Annotated in this window: 15 protein-coding genes; 10 read left to right on the top strand and 5 right to left on the bottom strand. The window is 46.4% G+C overall.

The genetic code is table 11. From position 1 onward, the window contains the following. Positions 1 to 5: 5 nt before the first annotated feature. The 10 genes from H9W84_RS09985 to H9W84_RS09940 all read left to right on the top strand — a co-directional run bounded on the left by H9W84_RS09985 (position 6) and on the right by H9W84_RS09940 (position 12,341). Positions 6 to 1,268, top strand: a complete 1,263-nt coding sequence (locus tag H9W84_RS09985) for a UDP-glucose 6-dehydrogenase (RefSeq protein ID WP_239743387.1) — start codon at positions 6 to 8, stop codon at positions 1,266 to 1,268. Positions 1,269 to 1,276: 8 nt separating this feature from the next. After that, the gene (gene galE, locus H9W84_RS09980; RefSeq protein ID WP_239743385.1) at positions 1,277 to 2,311 is read left to right on the top strand and encodes a UDP-glucose 4-epimerase GalE; all 1,035 of its coding nucleotides are present in this window, start codon (positions 1,277 to 1,279) and stop codon (positions 2,309 to 2,311) included. A gap of 235 nt (positions 2,312 to 2,546) precedes the next feature. Next, on the top strand, positions 2,547 to 3,506 hold the full coding sequence (rsmH, locus tag H9W84_RS09975) for a 16S rRNA (cytosine(1402)-N(4))-methyltransferase RsmH (protein ID WP_239743383.1): 960 nt from the start codon (positions 2,547 to 2,549) through the stop codon (positions 3,504 to 3,506). 183 nt (positions 3,507 to 3,689) lie between these two features. Continuing rightward, on the top strand, positions 3,690 to 4,196 hold the full coding sequence (ftsL, locus tag H9W84_RS09970; RefSeq protein WP_239743381.1) for a cell division protein FtsL: 507 nt from the start codon (positions 3,690 to 3,692) through the stop codon (positions 4,194 to 4,196). 60 nt (positions 4,197 to 4,256) lie between these two features. Continuing rightward, complete coding sequence (locus tag H9W84_RS09965; RefSeq protein ID WP_275579770.1) at positions 4,257 to 6,278, top strand: peptidoglycan D,D-transpeptidase FtsI family protein; 2,022 nt, start codon at positions 4,257 to 4,259, stop codon at positions 6,276 to 6,278. 19 nt (positions 6,279 to 6,297) lie between these two features. Continuing rightward, a complete protein-coding gene (locus tag H9W84_RS09960) occupies positions 6,298 to 7,860 on the top strand; it encodes a UDP-N-acetylmuramoyl-L-alanyl-D-glutamate--2,6-diaminopimelate ligase (RefSeq protein ID WP_239743377.1) in 1,563 nt (520 codons plus the stop codon). A 14-nt stretch (positions 7,861 to 7,874) separates the two neighbouring features. Beyond that, positions 7,875 to 8,519, top strand: a complete 645-nt coding sequence (locus H9W84_RS09955) for a histidine phosphatase family protein (protein WP_239743375.1) — start codon at positions 7,875 to 7,877, stop codon at positions 8,517 to 8,519. A 37-nt stretch (positions 8,520 to 8,556) separates the two neighbouring features. After that, positions 8,557 to 10,038, top strand: coding sequence for a UDP-N-acetylmuramoyl-tripeptide--D-alanyl-D-alanine ligase (locus H9W84_RS09950; RefSeq protein WP_239743373.1), 1,482 nt, complete (start codon positions 8,557 to 8,559; stop codon positions 10,036 to 10,038). 220 nt (positions 10,039 to 10,258) lie between these two features. Next, positions 10,259 to 11,377, top strand: coding sequence for a phospho-N-acetylmuramoyl-pentapeptide-transferase (mraY, locus tag H9W84_RS09945; protein WP_239743371.1), 1,119 nt, complete (start codon positions 10,259 to 10,261; stop codon positions 11,375 to 11,377). A gap of 67 nt (positions 11,378 to 11,444) precedes the next feature. Further along, positions 11,445 to 12,341: a putative RNA methyltransferase gene (locus H9W84_RS09940; RefSeq protein WP_239743370.1), complete on the top strand. Its 897-nt coding sequence runs from the start codon at positions 11,445 to 11,447 to the stop codon at positions 12,339 to 12,341. A gap of 10 nt (positions 12,342 to 12,351) precedes the next feature. Here H9W84_RS09940 and xerD read toward each other — a convergent pair whose 3' ends face one another. The 5 genes from xerD to H9W84_RS09915 are packed head-to-tail and all read right to left on the bottom strand — an operon-like array spanning position 12,352 to position 15,106. Further along, positions 12,352 to 13,296, bottom strand: a complete 945-nt coding sequence (gene xerD, locus H9W84_RS09935; protein ID WP_239743368.1) for a site-specific tyrosine recombinase XerD — start codon at positions 13,294 to 13,296, stop codon at positions 12,352 to 12,354. A 36-nt stretch (positions 13,297 to 13,332) separates the two neighbouring features. After that, the gene (tusA, locus tag H9W84_RS09930; RefSeq protein WP_050324895.1) at positions 13,333 to 13,605 is read right to left on the bottom strand and encodes a sulfurtransferase TusA; all 273 of its coding nucleotides are present in this window, start codon (positions 13,603 to 13,605) and stop codon (positions 13,333 to 13,335) included. After that, positions 13,598 to 14,065, bottom strand: a complete 468-nt coding sequence (locus tag H9W84_RS09925; protein ID WP_239743366.1) for a hypothetical protein — start codon at positions 14,063 to 14,065, stop codon at positions 13,598 to 13,600. Before H9W84_RS09925 ends, tusA begins: the two co-directional genes overlap by 8 nt. Next, positions 14,062 to 14,547, bottom strand: coding sequence for a Holliday junction resolvase RuvX (gene ruvX, locus H9W84_RS09920; RefSeq protein ID WP_239743363.1), 486 nt, complete (start codon positions 14,545 to 14,547; stop codon positions 14,062 to 14,064). Before ruvX ends, H9W84_RS09925 begins: the two co-directional genes overlap by 4 nt. Beyond that, positions 14,540 to 15,106 (bottom strand): YqgE/AlgH family protein, encoded by a 567-nt coding sequence (locus tag H9W84_RS09915; protein WP_128680820.1) that lies wholly within the window; start codon positions 15,104 to 15,106, stop codon positions 14,540 to 14,542. Before H9W84_RS09915 ends, ruvX begins: the two co-directional genes overlap by 8 nt. Positions 15,107 to 15,110 lie beyond the last annotated feature (4 nt).

Below are 15,110 nucleotides of genomic sequence, written 5' to 3'. Positions count from 1 at the left end.
AAACAATGACAAAAACTGTATATGTAATTGGTAGTACCAATGAATCAATCAATGCTTGTATTTTGCTTGCCACCCTTGAATACCAAGTCAGGCTATTGACCGATGACGATAGCCTTCAGCAGGTCATGAATGATTACCAGTTTGATCGGCAGATGGTGCTGCTGTGGCAGTTGTACCAATCTCAAGGCAACATCGTTACCCAGCCTTTGCCAACCCATGATTTTTCAGCCTATGTCAGCGCAGAAGATATTTGGTTGTTTGTCGATGGCGTATCAGCGCAGGCGCTTGACCAATTTGGCTCATTTCATTTTAACCCCACTACCCAGATTATCATTAGCGGTGTCAAAGCCATGGGTGAGATTGAACAATTCGCCCGCAAATTGACGACTACTTGGGTGTATTATCTTCCCTTTATTTTTATGAAAGACGGGGCGAATTTTAGTTCTTTTTTCCAAGCCGATTTGGCACTGATTGGTGAAAAATCGCAAGGCAGTAGCGCGTACAACAACATTTTGCTGTTTTTTATTGAAAAAAGTGACAAGCACTTTATTACTGATATCAAAACGGCAGAATTTGCGCGCAGTAGTATCATGGGAATGCTGGCAACACGCTTGTCTTTCATGAATGAAATGGCGCGTCTTGCCGCCAGTGAACAGGTCAATATCAAACAAGTTGAGCAAATCCTTGGGCTTGATAAACGCATTGGTAAAGATTATCTCAAAGCAGGTTGGGGATTTGGTGGCAAGTCATTACCGCTAGAATTGGATTTTTTGATTGATGGTTTTAAGCACAATCAAGTAGAGACGTCGTTGTTAGAGGCGGTAAAATCCATTAATGAAGACCAAAAAGAACTGATTTTCCGTGAATTTTGGCAATATTTTGATGGCTTTATCGAAAATAAAACGGTGATGATTTGGGGCTCAGGCTATCGTAATGGTACAGGACGCACCACCCATTCAGCGTTTCACCCACTGATCAAATTGTTATGGTCATACAATATCAAGACGATTGTATATGCCAACAATACCAAAGAAGAATTGTTAGAGTTATACGGTAATCATCCGCTGTTTTCATTGACCGACGATGCCTATGCGCCGCTTACGCAAGTGCAAGCGTTGTTTATTGTCAACTGGTCGCTACCGATCAAGCCGGATATCAATCGTTTAAATAACATTGCATTACCCATTTTTGATGCAAAAAATACGTTAACCGAACCACAAATTCAGCAGCTCGTTGGTTTTTATACGGGTATAGGCTGTAAAAAATAGGCAAAACAATGATAAATCAAAGCAAAAAAATCTTAGTGACTGGCGGTGCAGGCTATATCGGCTCACATACATTAATTGAACTAATTGCTGCAGGATTCACCCCCGTGGTGTATGATAATTTATCCAATAGTAGTCCAGCCTCGCTGGCGCGCGTTCAGCAAATTGTGGGGCGGTCCATTGAATTTATCGAAGGCGATATTTTGGACACACAGCTGCTTGCCAAAACCTTTGCCTCGCATGACTTCACTGCGGTGATTCATTTTGCAGGGCTAAAGGCGGTCGGTGAATCGGTTGCCAAGCCACTGTGGTATTATCAAAACAATGTCGCAGGCACGCTCAATCTACTCGATGCGATGACTAGCGCCCAAGTAAAAAACTTGATTTTCTCGTCATCCGCAACCGTTTATGGTGACCCAGAAGCCTTGCCGATTGTCGAATCCTCACCGCGTTCTGCGACCAATCCATATGGGCAAAGCAAGCTGATGATTGAACATATGCTCGAAGACTTGGCAAAAGCAGATAATCACTGGCAATTAATTTCACTGCGCTATTTTAATCCCATTGGTGCCCACCATACCGGAACCATAGGTGAAAATCCAAATGGTATTCCAAACAATTTGATGCCGTATGTTAGCCAAGTGGCAGTGGGTAAGCTGCCGCAGTTAAGCGTGTTTGGCAATGATTATGATACTGTGGATGGGACAGGCGTGCGAGATTATATCCATGTAGTTGATTTGGCAAAAGGGCATGTCGCCGCTTTACAGTATTTGCAACAGCAAACCCAGCTCGGATTTGAGCCGATTAACTTGGGTACAGGTAAAGGGACATCTGTATTACAATTGGTCAATGCCTTTATCAAAACCACTGGTCAACCCGTGCCTTATAGCATAGCACCAAGACGACCTGGCGACATTGCCAGTTGTTATGCCAGTAGTGATAAAGCCAAGCATCTGTTGGACTGGCAAGCTGAGTTTGATATCGAGCGTATGTGTACCGACACTTGGCGTTGGCAAAGCCAAAACCCTAAAGGTTATGACGATTAAGCACCCCTTTAGTATTATTGAATATTAACGACGGTTTTATGACCGTCTTTTTTATGGCTAGGTTTTATCAAAGATGAGCATTTTTATCATAAAACTTAGCCAAGGTTATGATTTTACTTGACCCTAGGCTTGCTTCAGCGATAATAGGGGAATAGATAAATTATGATTTTTATTTGTTTTACCCTAGCGATTGTTTAGCGAATTTCTTTTTTCTTATTGTCCCATTGAGCCTGTTATGACTGTTAGCGCACCTGAATTTATCCATGAAACTGTTTTGCTAAAAGAAACGGTGGCAAGTGTGCTCAATGTAACTGTAGCGGCGCTAGAAACAGGAACCATCAAAAAAACGGGCACCTTTGTCGATGCCACATTTGGGCGCGGTGGGCACAGCCGATTGCTGTTAACTTATTTGGATAAAGACAGTCGTCTGCTCGTATTTGATAAAGACCCCCAAGCCATACAAACGGCGCAAGCATTGGCAGCCAGTGATGCGCGCGTGATAGTGATTCATGATAGTTTTGCCAAGCTACAGGACAATCTGCAGCGATTAGGGATTGAACAGGTCGATGGGATTATGGCAGATTTGGGCGTGTCCTCGCCGCAGCTTGATGACGGTAGCCGCGGCTTTAGCTTTATGCGCGATGGGGCAGTGGATATGCGCATGGATACCACCCGTGGCGAATCGGTCGCCCAATGGTTAAAACGCGTCGATGAAACCGTGCTTGCCGATGTGCTGTATAACTATGGCGAAGAACGACACAGTCGCCGTATTGCAAGGGCAATCAAACAAATGGACCATTACGATTCTACCCTAGCGCTGGCAGAAACCATCAAACAGGCGCATCCCAATTGGCAAAAAGGCAAGCACCCTGCCACCCAAAGTTTTCAAGCCATGCGTATTTTTATCAATAATGAACTTGGTGATATCGACAGCTTCTTGGATCAATCGCTCATGGCGCTTAAGGTAGGGGGACGCTTGGCGGTGATTAGTTTTCATTCGCTAGAAGACCGCATCATCAAGCAGTTTTTGCAAAAACACAGTAAAGGTCAATATCCTGAAGACGCCAATTTGCCGATGCCACCCAAACGCCCCAAACTCCTATCTAAACCTGAGCGGGTCGCCCCGTCGGATAGTGAAATAAAAACCAACCCGCGTGCCAGAAGTGCTTTGCTTCGGTCAGCCACCCGATTGTAAAAGCAGCCGTTTTTGTAACATGATATTTATAACAAACAATAAAAAGCGATTGCATTAACCAAACTTAGATGGGTTGCGTTATAATGACTTGTTTTATCTTGATACCCTGCTATTTGATATAAAAAGCTCTTTGATATAAAAATGCCAAAATCTCAGCCCCTGCCTCCCATGACGAGTAAACCCATGTCAAATGGCCGCGATAACCAAAATTCGCTCAAAAAAACTCGTTTTTTCTCCGCCAAAAATAACGACGCAACGGTAAAAAATAACACGACGATGAAAAAAAGCAGTGAAGGCTTGGGTGCCAGTATTAGCGAGATGCTCGATACCGAGTATCGCGGCGTTAGTCTATATACGGTTGCGATGATGCTATTAGTGATTGCGATTTTGTGGACAGGGGTGAGCGTCGTCGAGCAAATCCAAACTTATCACCAACAATATGGCGAGCTGCAAAAACTCAAAAAACAATTTCGCCATCTGCAAATGGAACACCAACGTATGCTGATTGAGCAGCAAACTTTTAGCGCTACCCCGCAAGTGACCAACCGCGCGGTGACCGAACTCAATATGTTTTACCCTAACTTGTCCGATCGTATGATTATTCACGACAACAAAGTCACGGTATTTACTAGTGACGCCAGCAGCAACGAGTCTAACACTCCAGCTATCAATCCAGAAACGCAGCATTGATGAGGCAACCGCGTGACTATTCGTAATAAAAAATCGATACCCACCAAAGTTGCCAATGCCATGTCAGGGCGACCCACCAAAGTGCCTGTGCTCAAAGTCACTGCCCCTAAAATTAATGCGTCAAAGCGTCGTAGTGGTGCATCACGCCAAGGCAGCATTGAAGAAGATGCCATTCGCTTTAAGTCCATTTGGATAGCGATGGGGCTGGTATTTGTGGCGATTTTTGGGCGATTGGCATACATCCAAGTCATTAATAAATCCTACTATCAAGACAAAGGTAATTCGCTCATTACCACCGTCAAAAAAGAGCCATCTTACCGGGGTATGATCACCGACCGTAATAACATGCCGCTTGCGATTTCAGCCCCGTTAACCTCGGCGTACTTTAGTCCGCATGATTATGCGGTGGAATACTACGAGCTCAAAGCGCGCCAGCAAGAATTGCAAAAGTCTAAACCGAGTAAATCGGTCAATCGTGAGCTTGAGCGCGTTGCAAAACGCTTGCAGAACATGGATTTAGCCAAACTTTCGGCATTGACAGGCATTAGCGTCAGCGAATTTAAAAATGCGGTACGTATCAATGACAACATCAATCTTGCCGATAAAGAGGCGGTAAAAGCTGTATTGCCCACAGGCGCAGGGTCGCATTATTTTCCATTGATGAAAAATGTGCAACCTGAAGCAGCACAGCCGCTCATTGATGCCAATTTTGCTGGGGTCAGTACCGACACGTTTTATCAGCGCTACTACCCACAGCCACAGCCGAATGCCCAATTATTGGGCTTTATGGCGCGTACCAACATGACAGATGGCACGCATTACCAAGGGCAAGCTGGGGTAGAGCGCGTATTTAATGACATGCTATCGGGCAAAGATGGCGAAGTCATGGTCATGCGTGATGCCAAAAACAACAGCATTAAAGAAATCGAACAAGTCAAACCTGAAGTCGCTGGCAAGGATTTACAATTAACCGTTGATTCACGGCTACAATATATCTTGTACCAAGAACTTGAAAAAGTCGGACGGGTGCAGCAGGCGCGCTGGGCAGCGGGTATGATTGTTGATGTCAACTCAGGTGAAGTGATGGCGATGTCCAACTGGCCGTCGTTTAACGCCAATGACTTAAATAGCTTATCCAATGAAAACCAGCGTAACCATGCCTTGATGGATGTATTTGAACCCGGTTCGGTGATGAAACCCATCACCGTTGCCACGGGCTTAAAGTCAGGACAGTACAATGCCAACTCACTGGTTAATACCAGTCCAGGGAGCATGGTGGTGCAAGGGCATACTATTCGTGACCATGGCAATTTAGGCACCATTAGTCTGCGTACCCTACTGCAAAAATCGAGTAATATCGGCTCGGCAAAAATCGCCCTTTCTTTGCCTGCCACCGCGATGAGTGATACGCAAAAAGCCTTTGGGTTTGGCGCAAAAACCAACCTAAAATTACCCGGTGAATCTGCAGGTCTAGTGCCAACGCCTGAGCAAAATGAAATCGCACGCCGCGCAACTGTGTCGTACGGTTACGGTCTACAAGTTACGCTCGCCCAGCTTGCGCAGGCTTACAGTGTGCTAGGTGCAGGGGGCGTAATGCATCCATTGACGCTCCTTAAAAGTACCCGTGATAACGCGCTCAATAGCAGTAGTACCAATAATGTCTCCGTTCCTTTTGCCAAACCTGCCGCCAAGCAAGTCATCAAAACCAGCGATGCCCTTACCATTGTCGATATGATGACGTCAGTCACTGAGCCTGGTGGTACGGCAACCTTAGCCGCCATCGATGGCTATCGTGTGGCGGGTAAAACCGGTACGGCAAGACGCACCAATCCCAAAGGCGGTTATTATAACGACCAATACCGCACCGCGTTTGTCGGTATTGCCCCTGCTTCCAACCCACGTTTTGTGGTGGCTATCATGGTTGAAGACCCGCGTGTTTACAAATTTGGTGGTTTGGTTGCAGCACCCGTGTTCCGCAGTGTGATGAAAGAAGCCTTGCGTTTGTACAATGTGCCGTTTGACAAGCCGCTATCGGGTAAAGAAACCACTGCCGCCAGCATCGAAAGTGTCAATGACTTATAACAACCCTATGGAAAAAGCTATGATTACGTTGCAACCGATGATGTCTGCGCTATCGCTACCAGAAAGCGTGCGACAACTGTTAAACCCTGTCATGAATCAACCATTTGGGCAGTTTGTGGTCGATAGCCGTCAAGTGGGTCAGGGCGATGTATTTGTATTGCTAAAAAGTCAAAACGCGACCGACAGCCTCGATTTGGAAAAAGTTGCAGGTTATCTTGCTCAAGTCTCAGACAAAGCGGCGTTTGTGTTGTCAGAAATTGATGTATCCGCGATCCAGTCGCAGTTTATGTTGCCGATTATTTATTTGCCCACCATTCGTGATTTTTTAGGTTCTCTGATTCAAACCAGTTTGCAACAGCAACATCCCACCCAGTTGCCGGCGGTCATCGCGGTGACAGGCACCAATGGCAAGACCACGGTAAGCCAACTGGTCGCCCAACTCATCAGTCAATCGGGCATCAAAACTGCGGTCATGGGCACGGCTGGTAATGGGGTTTTGCCAAATTTAACCCCAAGTACCCACACCACCCTAGAAGTCTTTAATCTGCAACATGCGATTGATGATTTTGCCAAGCAAGGCGTACAAGCCTTAGCCATTGAAGCCAGCTCTCATGGCTTACACCAGCAGCGGCTGCAAGGCGTACCTGTCAACGTGGCGATATTTACCAATTTAAGTCGTGATCATCTCGACTATCATACTGACATGGACGATTATGCGCAGGCGAAAGCGCGACTGTTTGATAAAGCGCATTTTCCCACCCTCACTCACGCGATTATTAATTTAGATGATGAATTTAGTGAATTGATGATTGAGGCAGCTAACGCATCCCATTTAACCGTGTGGACGTATAGTTTGACCAATGACAAAGCCGATTTTTTTGCCAAGGCTATCCTGCCTAGCTTGCAAGGGGGTGATTTGACCATTGCTCTTTCAAAGGCTGTCACGCCACAAGGTGAATTAACGGTGAACAGTCCATTGTTAGGGCGATTTAATGTGGCTAATTTGTTGGCGAGTATCGCAGGCGCCTTAGCGTTATCACAAAGTGCCGCGATGGGATTGAGTGTGGCGCAAATCCAAGCGGCAGTGCCAAAGCTTCGCGGCGCCACAGGTCGTATGGATCGGGTGCCATCGACCAGCAGCTGTTTTATCGTGGATTATGCGCATACGCCAGACGCGCTAGAGCAGGTGTTGACCAGTTTAAAATCGCACTGTACAGGTGAGCTGTGGGCGGTATTTGGCTGTGGTGGCGACCGTGATAAGGGTAAACGTCCACTGATGACGCAAGCAGGACTGCGCCTGGCTGACAAAGTGATTTTGACTGCCGATAACCCACGCAGTGAAGACCCTAACGCGATTTTGAACGATATGCAAGCGGGCATGACTTGCCAGCAGCACTATCAAGCCATTATCGAGCCAGACCGTCAAAAGGCCATTGAATATGCGGTGCAGCATGCCAAGCCTAACGATATCGTGGTGATTGCAGGCAAAGGGCATGAAACCTATCAAGAAATCAAAGGGGTACGCCACGATTTTGATGATAAAGTGATGGTAAAAAATGCCATTGACAAATTTGGCAAATAACCTAACCTAGCATCATGAAAAAAATCTACCTAATCCGTCATGCCCAAAGCGAGTCCAATGCAGGGCAAGCAGTGCGCCCAAATCATGCCATCAATCTTACTGACGTTGGCAAGACACAAGCGCAAGCATTGGCGGATTGGCTCACTGACCATATCAGCGAGCCAGTCACCGAGATTTTTGTATCCCAGTATCTTCGCACCCAGCAAACGGCTCAGCCTTATCTACAAAGCACTAAGCGCACAGCCACTGTCATCGACGAATTGCACGAATTTAACTTTTTGGATTTTGACACCATCAAGGATTTGTCATTTGATGACATCCGTGTGATTGCCGATGATTTTTGGCAACAGCATTCTGCTCACCGAGCCAGTGAGCTGACGGACAGTTTTGAGCATTTTGTAGCGCGGGTACAAAAGGTGCGTGCGTATTTTGATGCCTTGCCCGATGGCACCTATCTAGTATTTACCCACGGCATGTGGATTGGCATGCTTATCTGGCAACTGCTACTTGGCGATAGCCCGCGTCTATATAATATGAAAAAATTCCGTGAGTTTGAACTGGCAACGCGCCCCAAAAATTGCGAAGTTTTGTTGCTCGCTCCTGCCGGAATCAAGAAAGTATGGGTGCGCAATGATGGGCAAGATGACGAGATTCGTTAGTAATAAACTATAACAAGACCCCAATAAAGAGAACCCAATGACTGCATATATTTGGCAATCTGCCAACCTAACCGAAGCGGTGAAAGACCTAAACCCAACCTTTCACAGTGATTTTACCCAGACATCCACAAGAATTATCACCGACACCCGCAAAATCGAAAAAGGCGATATTTTTTTAGCCATTAAAGGTGATAACTTTGACGGACATGATTATGTACAAACTGCCAAAGACAATGGCGCGGTCTTAGCGATTGTCAGTCGTGCAGTCGAAAGTGATTTGCCGCAACTCGTAGTGACTGACACAAAATTGGCACTCGGCAAATTAGGTGCTTACCGCCGTGACCAACATCCCAATCTAAAAGTCGTCGCGATTACAGGCTCGAGCGGTAAAACCACCGCCAAAGAAATGCTTGGCAGTATTTTACATCGTATTGCGCCTACCTTAATCACCCGCGGCAATCTCAACAATGATTTGGGCGTACCGATGATGCTACTAGAGCTGACCGATGACCATCGCTATGCCGTCATGGAGCTTGGCGCCAATCATGTCGGAGAGATTGCTTATACCACCCAGCTTGTCAAGCCCGATGTCGCTTGTGTGCTCAATATCGGCACGGCACATTTGGGGGAGTTTGGCGGGCGTGATAATATCGCCAAGACCAAGTCTGAGATTTATCAAGGATTAAGTAACACAGGTACAGCGATTGTGCCATTTGGTGATGATTATTTTGATACGCTACTCAACAATGCGCAACAATTTACCCAAAATATTCTAACCTTTGGCGAGCGTGACGTGTCCTTGGCAGATGCTGGCGTGGATATGCAACAAGCCAAAGAAATTGGCTTAACAGATGAAGATACCGTGCTACTGATGGGCGATGTGTTTGCCGATGATGTGGAAGTTGGTAATACTAGCACCTTTAGCCTAAATTTCAATTTTGAAATTGATGAAATCGAGACTCAAAACGTCACTTTAAACTTTGCAGGTGAACACAACATCAGCAATGCCTTAGCCGCCGCGGCATGTGCGCAAGCCTTGGGGCTGTCGATTGATGATATCGCCAAAGGACTCGATACCGCCAAACCTGCCAAAGGTCGACTCAATTTTATTGAGTTTGGTAAACATACTTTAATTGATGACACTTATAATGCCAATCCCAGTGCCGTCCTTGCTGCCACGCAAGTATTGGCTAGCCAAGGTGCGCCAACCATGTTGGTATTGGGCGATATTGGTGAGTTGGGCGATGCCGCCCAAGAGGAGCATCGCAAGCTCGGTGAGGCTATCGCCGCCTCTGACGTGACTGTGCTGTATACGGTGGGGAAGTTAACGCCTGTTACCGTTGCGCAAGCGCAAGCATCCGGCATGCAAGCACAGGCATACCCAGATAAAGCCACCCTACTCGCCGCCATTAAAGATAAGCTGGCGAGTAGTGATGACGCCTGGCATATCTTGTTTAAAGGCTCGCGCTATATGATGATGGAGCAGGTAATTGACGAGTTAACCCGTCAGCCATTCTAGCTAAAAACAGAACTTTCATCAGCCATTTGATAAAAATTGGCTGATTTTTTGTGAATTTTTACTTAAAATAGTCAACTTTTCATGATGGGTTTTTGATTATGAGAGCAAGTGATACGGTTTTAACAGATAGTTTTCATAGCGAGTTTTCATTTATTTCATCATGATCATGATAGGGACATTGCATCCCTGTTTTACCCGACATTCCCTAAGGAGTCCACTCGTGCTATTGTGGTTGTTTGAATGGCTAAGCCAATTTTATTCCCCATTTTCGGCTGTGTCATCGCTGACCTTACGTGTTTTATTAGCGGTGCTGACTGCGCTGGGTATCAGTATGGTGTTTGGTGGCCGCGTCATTGAACGGCTGCGCGCGCTCAAATATGGACAAGCCATTCGTAACGATGGCCCACAGAGCCACCTTGCCAAAACAGGCACACCCACCATGGGCGGGATTTTGATTTTAGGCAGTATTTTGGTCACCACGCTACTGTGGGCGAATCTAACCAATCCCTACGTATGGATTTTGCTGGTGGTCTTGGTGATTTTTGGCGCCGTGGGCTGGACAGATGACTGGCTAAAAATCAAACATAAAGACCCAAAAGGCTTGATTGCACGCAAAAAATATTTTTGGTTGTCAGTTGGCGCTTTATTTGTTGGTGTGTCCTTGTACTGGATTGCCAGTCAGCAGCCGCATGTGGCGACAGCTCACGCCATGCAAGATTTACTGATTCCGTTATTCAAAAACGTGTCGATTCCTTTCTCCGCTGTACCATTGGGTTTGGCGTTTATTATCTTTACCTATTTTGTGATTAATGGTACCTCAAATGCGGTTAACTTAACCGATGGTTTGGATGGCCTTGCCATTTTTCCTGTGGTGTTGGTCGCCGCAGGCTTAGGGGTGTTTGCTTATGTGTCAGGGGATTTTCGCTTTGCTGAATATCTCCACGTGCCCTATATTGCTTATAATAGTGATGTGACAGTGGTGTGTGGTGCCATGGTTGGGGCGGGCTTAGGGTTTTTATGGTTTAATGCCCATCCCGCCCAAGTGTTTATGGGTGATGTCGGTGCATTAGCCTTAGGCGCGATGCTCGGCACCATTGCTGTGATGACGCGCCAAGAGATTGTGCTGTTCATCATGGGTGGTTTATTTGTGGCAGAAGCGGTATCGGTCATGCTACAAGTAGGCTCTTACAAACTGCGTAAAAAACGCATCTTTCGCATGGCGCCCCTGCATCACCATTTTGAAGAAGGCGGCTGGAAAGAAACCCAAGTGGTCACCCGTTTTTGGATTATTACCATTGTCTTGGTTATTTTAGGGCTGATGACGTTAAAACTTCGCTAACTTTGCTACGTTCGCTAACGGCGCTTTGCATCAATTGGGTTTTTAACAGCTTTTTTGAGATATTTTCATGGTGGCATTCCCTTCGACATTTTCTGCAAATTTTCACTGCCCGATTTGCCAAAGTCCGCTAAAGGTGGGTGAAAAAGTTTGGCAATGCACAGGTGAAAATCCGCAGCAGCGGCAACATGATTTTGATGTCGCCAAACAAGGGTATGTGAATCTACTGCCGGTGCAAAATAAGCATAGCAAAAACCCTGGCGATAGTGATGAGTCGATTATGGCGCGGCGTCGTTTTCTACAAGCGGGGTTTTATCAGTCGCTGCAAGATGGGCTGTATGACTTTTGCAAAGGGCTATTATCCTCCCAACCATCGGTAAATTGGCTAGACATTGGCTGTGGCGAGGGGTATTACACTGAGCGATTTTTACAGCTTAACCCAAGTAAGTTAGTCGCGCTTGATATCAGCAAACCTGCCGTACTCGCCACTGCCAAACGACTTAAACCAATTAGCACGACCACACAAAAATATTGCTTAGTGGCATCTGCTTCGCAAGTACCATTGGCCAATCAGGCGGTGAGTATATTGACCAGTATTTTTAGCCCGATTTTGGCGGATGAATTTCATCGGTTGGTCAGCGATCAGGGCTTTTTAGTGATTGCCAAGCCTGCCGTCAATCACTTGATTGAGATGCGTGACGGGTTATTTGAACAAATCGTAGCGCACGACTCAGACAAATTTATCGATGAATTAGCACCGTATTTTGCGTTGGTTAAGCAAACGCGGGTGGAAACCACGATTTCGCTTACCGCTACGCAGTTACAAGATTTATTGACTATGACGCCCTATGCGTTTCGGGCGCAGCCAGCCAGACGTGAAGCATTAATCGAGCGCTGCCAGCAGGCAGGGTCAATGCGCTTTACGACCGATTTTATGCTTTATGGGTTTCAAAAAATTTGTCTATAAACAAACAGCCCTAAGCGCGTGGATGGTGCTGCTGATGCAGCTGTTGCAGTCTTGCCGTAGCCACATGGGTATAGATTTGGGTGGTTGATAAATCACTGTGACCCAATAACATCTGTACACTGCGCAAGTCAGCGCCGTGATTGAGCAAATGGGTGGCAAAGGCATGACGTAAGGTATGCGGAGAAATTTCACTTTCGATGCCGGCTTGCTTGGCGTAGCGTTTAATGACATACCAAAAGTTTTGGCGGGTCATGTAGCCGCCTTGTTGGGTCAAAAATACTGCTTGACAGCGACTTTCTCGGCCATTTTTCATGATACACAGTTGCGGTCGCGCCAGGGTCAAATAATCGGTCAATACATCAATCGCCACTTCGCCAAGGGGTACCAGCCGAGTCTTATCACCTTTACCGGTAACCTGTAACCAGCCTGCATTGAGATTGACTTCACTTAACGATAAATGAATAAGCTCAGAGACACGCAGCCCGCACGCATAGAGCACTTCAAACATGGCTTGGTCACGCATGCCCAATGGGGTCGATGTATCTGGGCTGGCGAGTAGGGCATCGACATCACTTTCGGATAAATCTTTGGGTAGCGCGCGCCCAAGTTTTGGGGTCTTGATATGCTCACACGGGTTGTCATCACGCTGATTAGCGTTGATTTGCCATAAAAAAAACTGTTTGAGCGATGATAAGGCACGCGCTTGGCTGCGCGCTGTTTTGCCTTGTTTATAGAGCGCCGCTAGGCAAGCTAACACGTCACTGGCGTCCCAACGGGTGATGGCTTTGTTACAGGTGGCTTCACACAGCATCAAGTCACGAATATAAGCATTGCGCGTATTGGTGGCAAGTCCCCGCGTCAGCAATTCTTGGCGAAACTGCTGAATATAACTGGGCTCATCATCAAGGTGTAAGGCTTTGACTTGGCGAGGTTGGCGCGCGGCGACTTGGGACATAAATGACTTGAAATCTCGGGATAAGGGGGCGTTTTTTTAACCAGCTTTTTTCTTAATCCAGTAATGATACACATTGGCATACGGATCAGGATTTTGGTGTTGTTGGGGGTTGATGATGTCTTGCTGCTCGATAAGTTCATGCCCCAGATGACGACAAAAATTGGGGATATCGCGCGTGGTCGCAGGGTCAGTGGCGATGACATGAATCACCTCTCCCGACTGCGCTTTACGAACGGTTTTATGCAGTAGCATAATCGGCTCTGGACAAATCAGCCCTTGGGTATCGAGTTGGTAATTGGCATCAGGCATGTTGAGTCTCTGTTTTTTGAGTTTCTGTTTGTCGACTTTCTTGGATAAAATTAAAAAAACGGGTTAAATTGGCTTTAAACATAAACGCCACCCCAATCCAGGCGGCTAGGGCGACATAGCTACTGATAACAAACAAGCCAAATCCCATACCGATACACAGCGCAAGCATGCTCGGCTGGCTTAAACGGTAACGGTATAAAATAAACGCCACATAGCAGGATAGCGGTATGGTCAGTCCAACAAGTCCGTAAGGCACCCAATGAAACAAAGTATAAATCGTTTGACTGTCCTTAAACTGTGACAAGCTCTTTAGGGTACCAAATAATAAAAATAGCGCAATTGCCAAATAAACCAGATAAATTGACCATTTGTTGAGTCGCTGTGCGTGTTCAATCAAACCAAGAATAGGGGCAGAAAAGCCTTTGGTCGTTGGCGTAGCAGGCACATTTAATTGAGTCATGATAACAGCGCTCCTTCGCCACTTCTAAGCCAACTGCCAAGCATAATTGCCGAGGCGATACTATCAATCGGCTCTTTGTCACTTTTGATTAACCCATATTCCCAAGCCAAATTTTTGGCTTCACGGCTAGTTAAGCGCTCATCCGCCAAAATAATCGGCCGTGGTCGATGCGCTTCCTCGAGCTGGTGCTTGAGCCTACGAGCAAATTTTTTGGCACGATTGCCAAGCTCAGATGCAGTGCCATCCATATTTAGCGGCAAACCGATGATGATGGTACTCACTTGCCATGACTCGATAAGTTTTAGCAATTCATCCCAATTGGGTTTGCCATTATCCATTTTAAACTGCATCAACGGGCTTGCAGTTTGGGTTAAGGTATTGCCCAAGGCGATACCCATTTTTGCGATGCCAAAATCAAGCCCCATCACCGTTTCAATAGTTTGGGTGTGATGGGTATCTTGTGCCATAGTCAGGTTAAGCATGCCCGATATCCGTACTCAGTTTGTTAAAATCAACGCCCAGTTGGTGAGCGGCGACTTGCCAGCGAGTCTGATGGTCGATATCAAACAATAGCCCCATTGATGCCGGCAAAACAAACCAATCGCCTTGGTTGATTTCTTCTTCTAGCTGCCCTTTTCCCCAGCTGGCATGACCCAAACAAAGCTCAAAATGCTCAACGCCTTGACCATTGGCGATACTTTGTAAAATATCCTTGCTAGTGGTGATACAGACGTTTTCGGTGATGGCAAACGAAGATACCCAATCGGGCTGTCCCGTATGGAGCACAAACCCAACTTCCGGGTTCATGGGGCCTCCATCTAAGGGTAATTTTCGGTGCAAGTCGGTGATGGTCACATCAATATTTAATTCTTCAAACAATTTGGCGACGTTGCTGGTCTCGATGGGTTTGTTAACTACCAGCCCTAACGTGCCTTGTTGGTCTTGACGGCAAATATAGACCAAAGATTGATAGAAAATCCCGCCGTCAATATTGGGCGACGCTATCAAAAAATGGTTGGTAAGATTTTGGTTTTTTGACATTCAG

The organism is Moraxella tetraodonis (genome assembly GCF_022359095.1).
GTDB lineage: Bacteria > Pseudomonadota > Gammaproteobacteria > Pseudomonadales > Moraxellaceae > Faucicola > Faucicola tetraodonis.
Note: the sequence above shows the minus strand (reverse complement) of the source record. Positions and strands in the feature narration are given on the sequence as shown.

Excerpts from the sequence above, each read along its gene's own strand:
- tusA (WP_050324895.1), bottom strand. The coding sequence starts at position 13,605 with ATGCCTGATGCCAATTACCAACTCGATACCCAAGGGCTGATTTGTCCA.
- ruvX (WP_239743363.1), bottom strand. The coding sequence starts at position 14,547 with ATGCTTAACCTGACTATGGCACAAGATACCCATCACACCCAAACTATT.
- H9W84_RS09960 (WP_239743377.1), top strand. The coding sequence starts at position 6,298 with ATGATTACGTTGCAACCGATGATGTCTGCGCTATCGCTACCAGAAAGC.
- H9W84_RS09940 (WP_239743370.1), top strand. The coding sequence starts at position 11,445 with ATGGTGGCATTCCCTTCGACATTTTCTGCAAATTTTCACTGCCCGATT.
- ftsL (WP_239743381.1), top strand. The coding sequence starts at position 3,690 with ATGTCAAATGGCCGCGATAACCAAAATTCGCTCAAAAAAACTCGTTTT.
- xerD (WP_239743368.1), bottom strand. The coding sequence starts at position 13,296 with ATGTCCCAAGTCGCCGCGCGCCAACCTCGCCAAGTCAAAGCCTTACAC.
- H9W84_RS09955 (WP_239743375.1), top strand. The coding sequence starts at position 7,875 with ATGAAAAAAATCTACCTAATCCGTCATGCCCAAAGCGAGTCCAATGCA.
- H9W84_RS09915 (WP_128680820.1), bottom strand. The coding sequence starts at position 15,106 with ATGTCAAAAAACCAAAATCTTACCAACCATTTTTTGATAGCGTCGCCC.
- H9W84_RS09925 (WP_239743366.1), bottom strand. The coding sequence starts at position 14,065 with ATGACTCAATTAAATGTGCCTGCTACGCCAACGACCAAAGGCTTTTCT.
- H9W84_RS09950 (WP_239743373.1), top strand. The coding sequence starts at position 8,557 with ATGACTGCATATATTTGGCAATCTGCCAACCTAACCGAAGCGGTGAAA.
- rsmH (WP_239743383.1), top strand. The coding sequence starts at position 2,547 with ATGACTGTTAGCGCACCTGAATTTATCCATGAAACTGTTTTGCTAAAA.
- H9W84_RS09985 (WP_239743387.1), top strand. The coding sequence starts at position 6 with ATGACAAAAACTGTATATGTAATTGGTAGTACCAATGAATCAATCAAT.
- H9W84_RS09965 (WP_275579770.1), top strand. The coding sequence starts at position 4,257 with ATGTCAGGGCGACCCACCAAAGTGCCTGTGCTCAAAGTCACTGCCCCT.
- galE (WP_239743385.1), top strand. The coding sequence starts at position 1,277 with ATGATAAATCAAAGCAAAAAAATCTTAGTGACTGGCGGTGCAGGCTAT.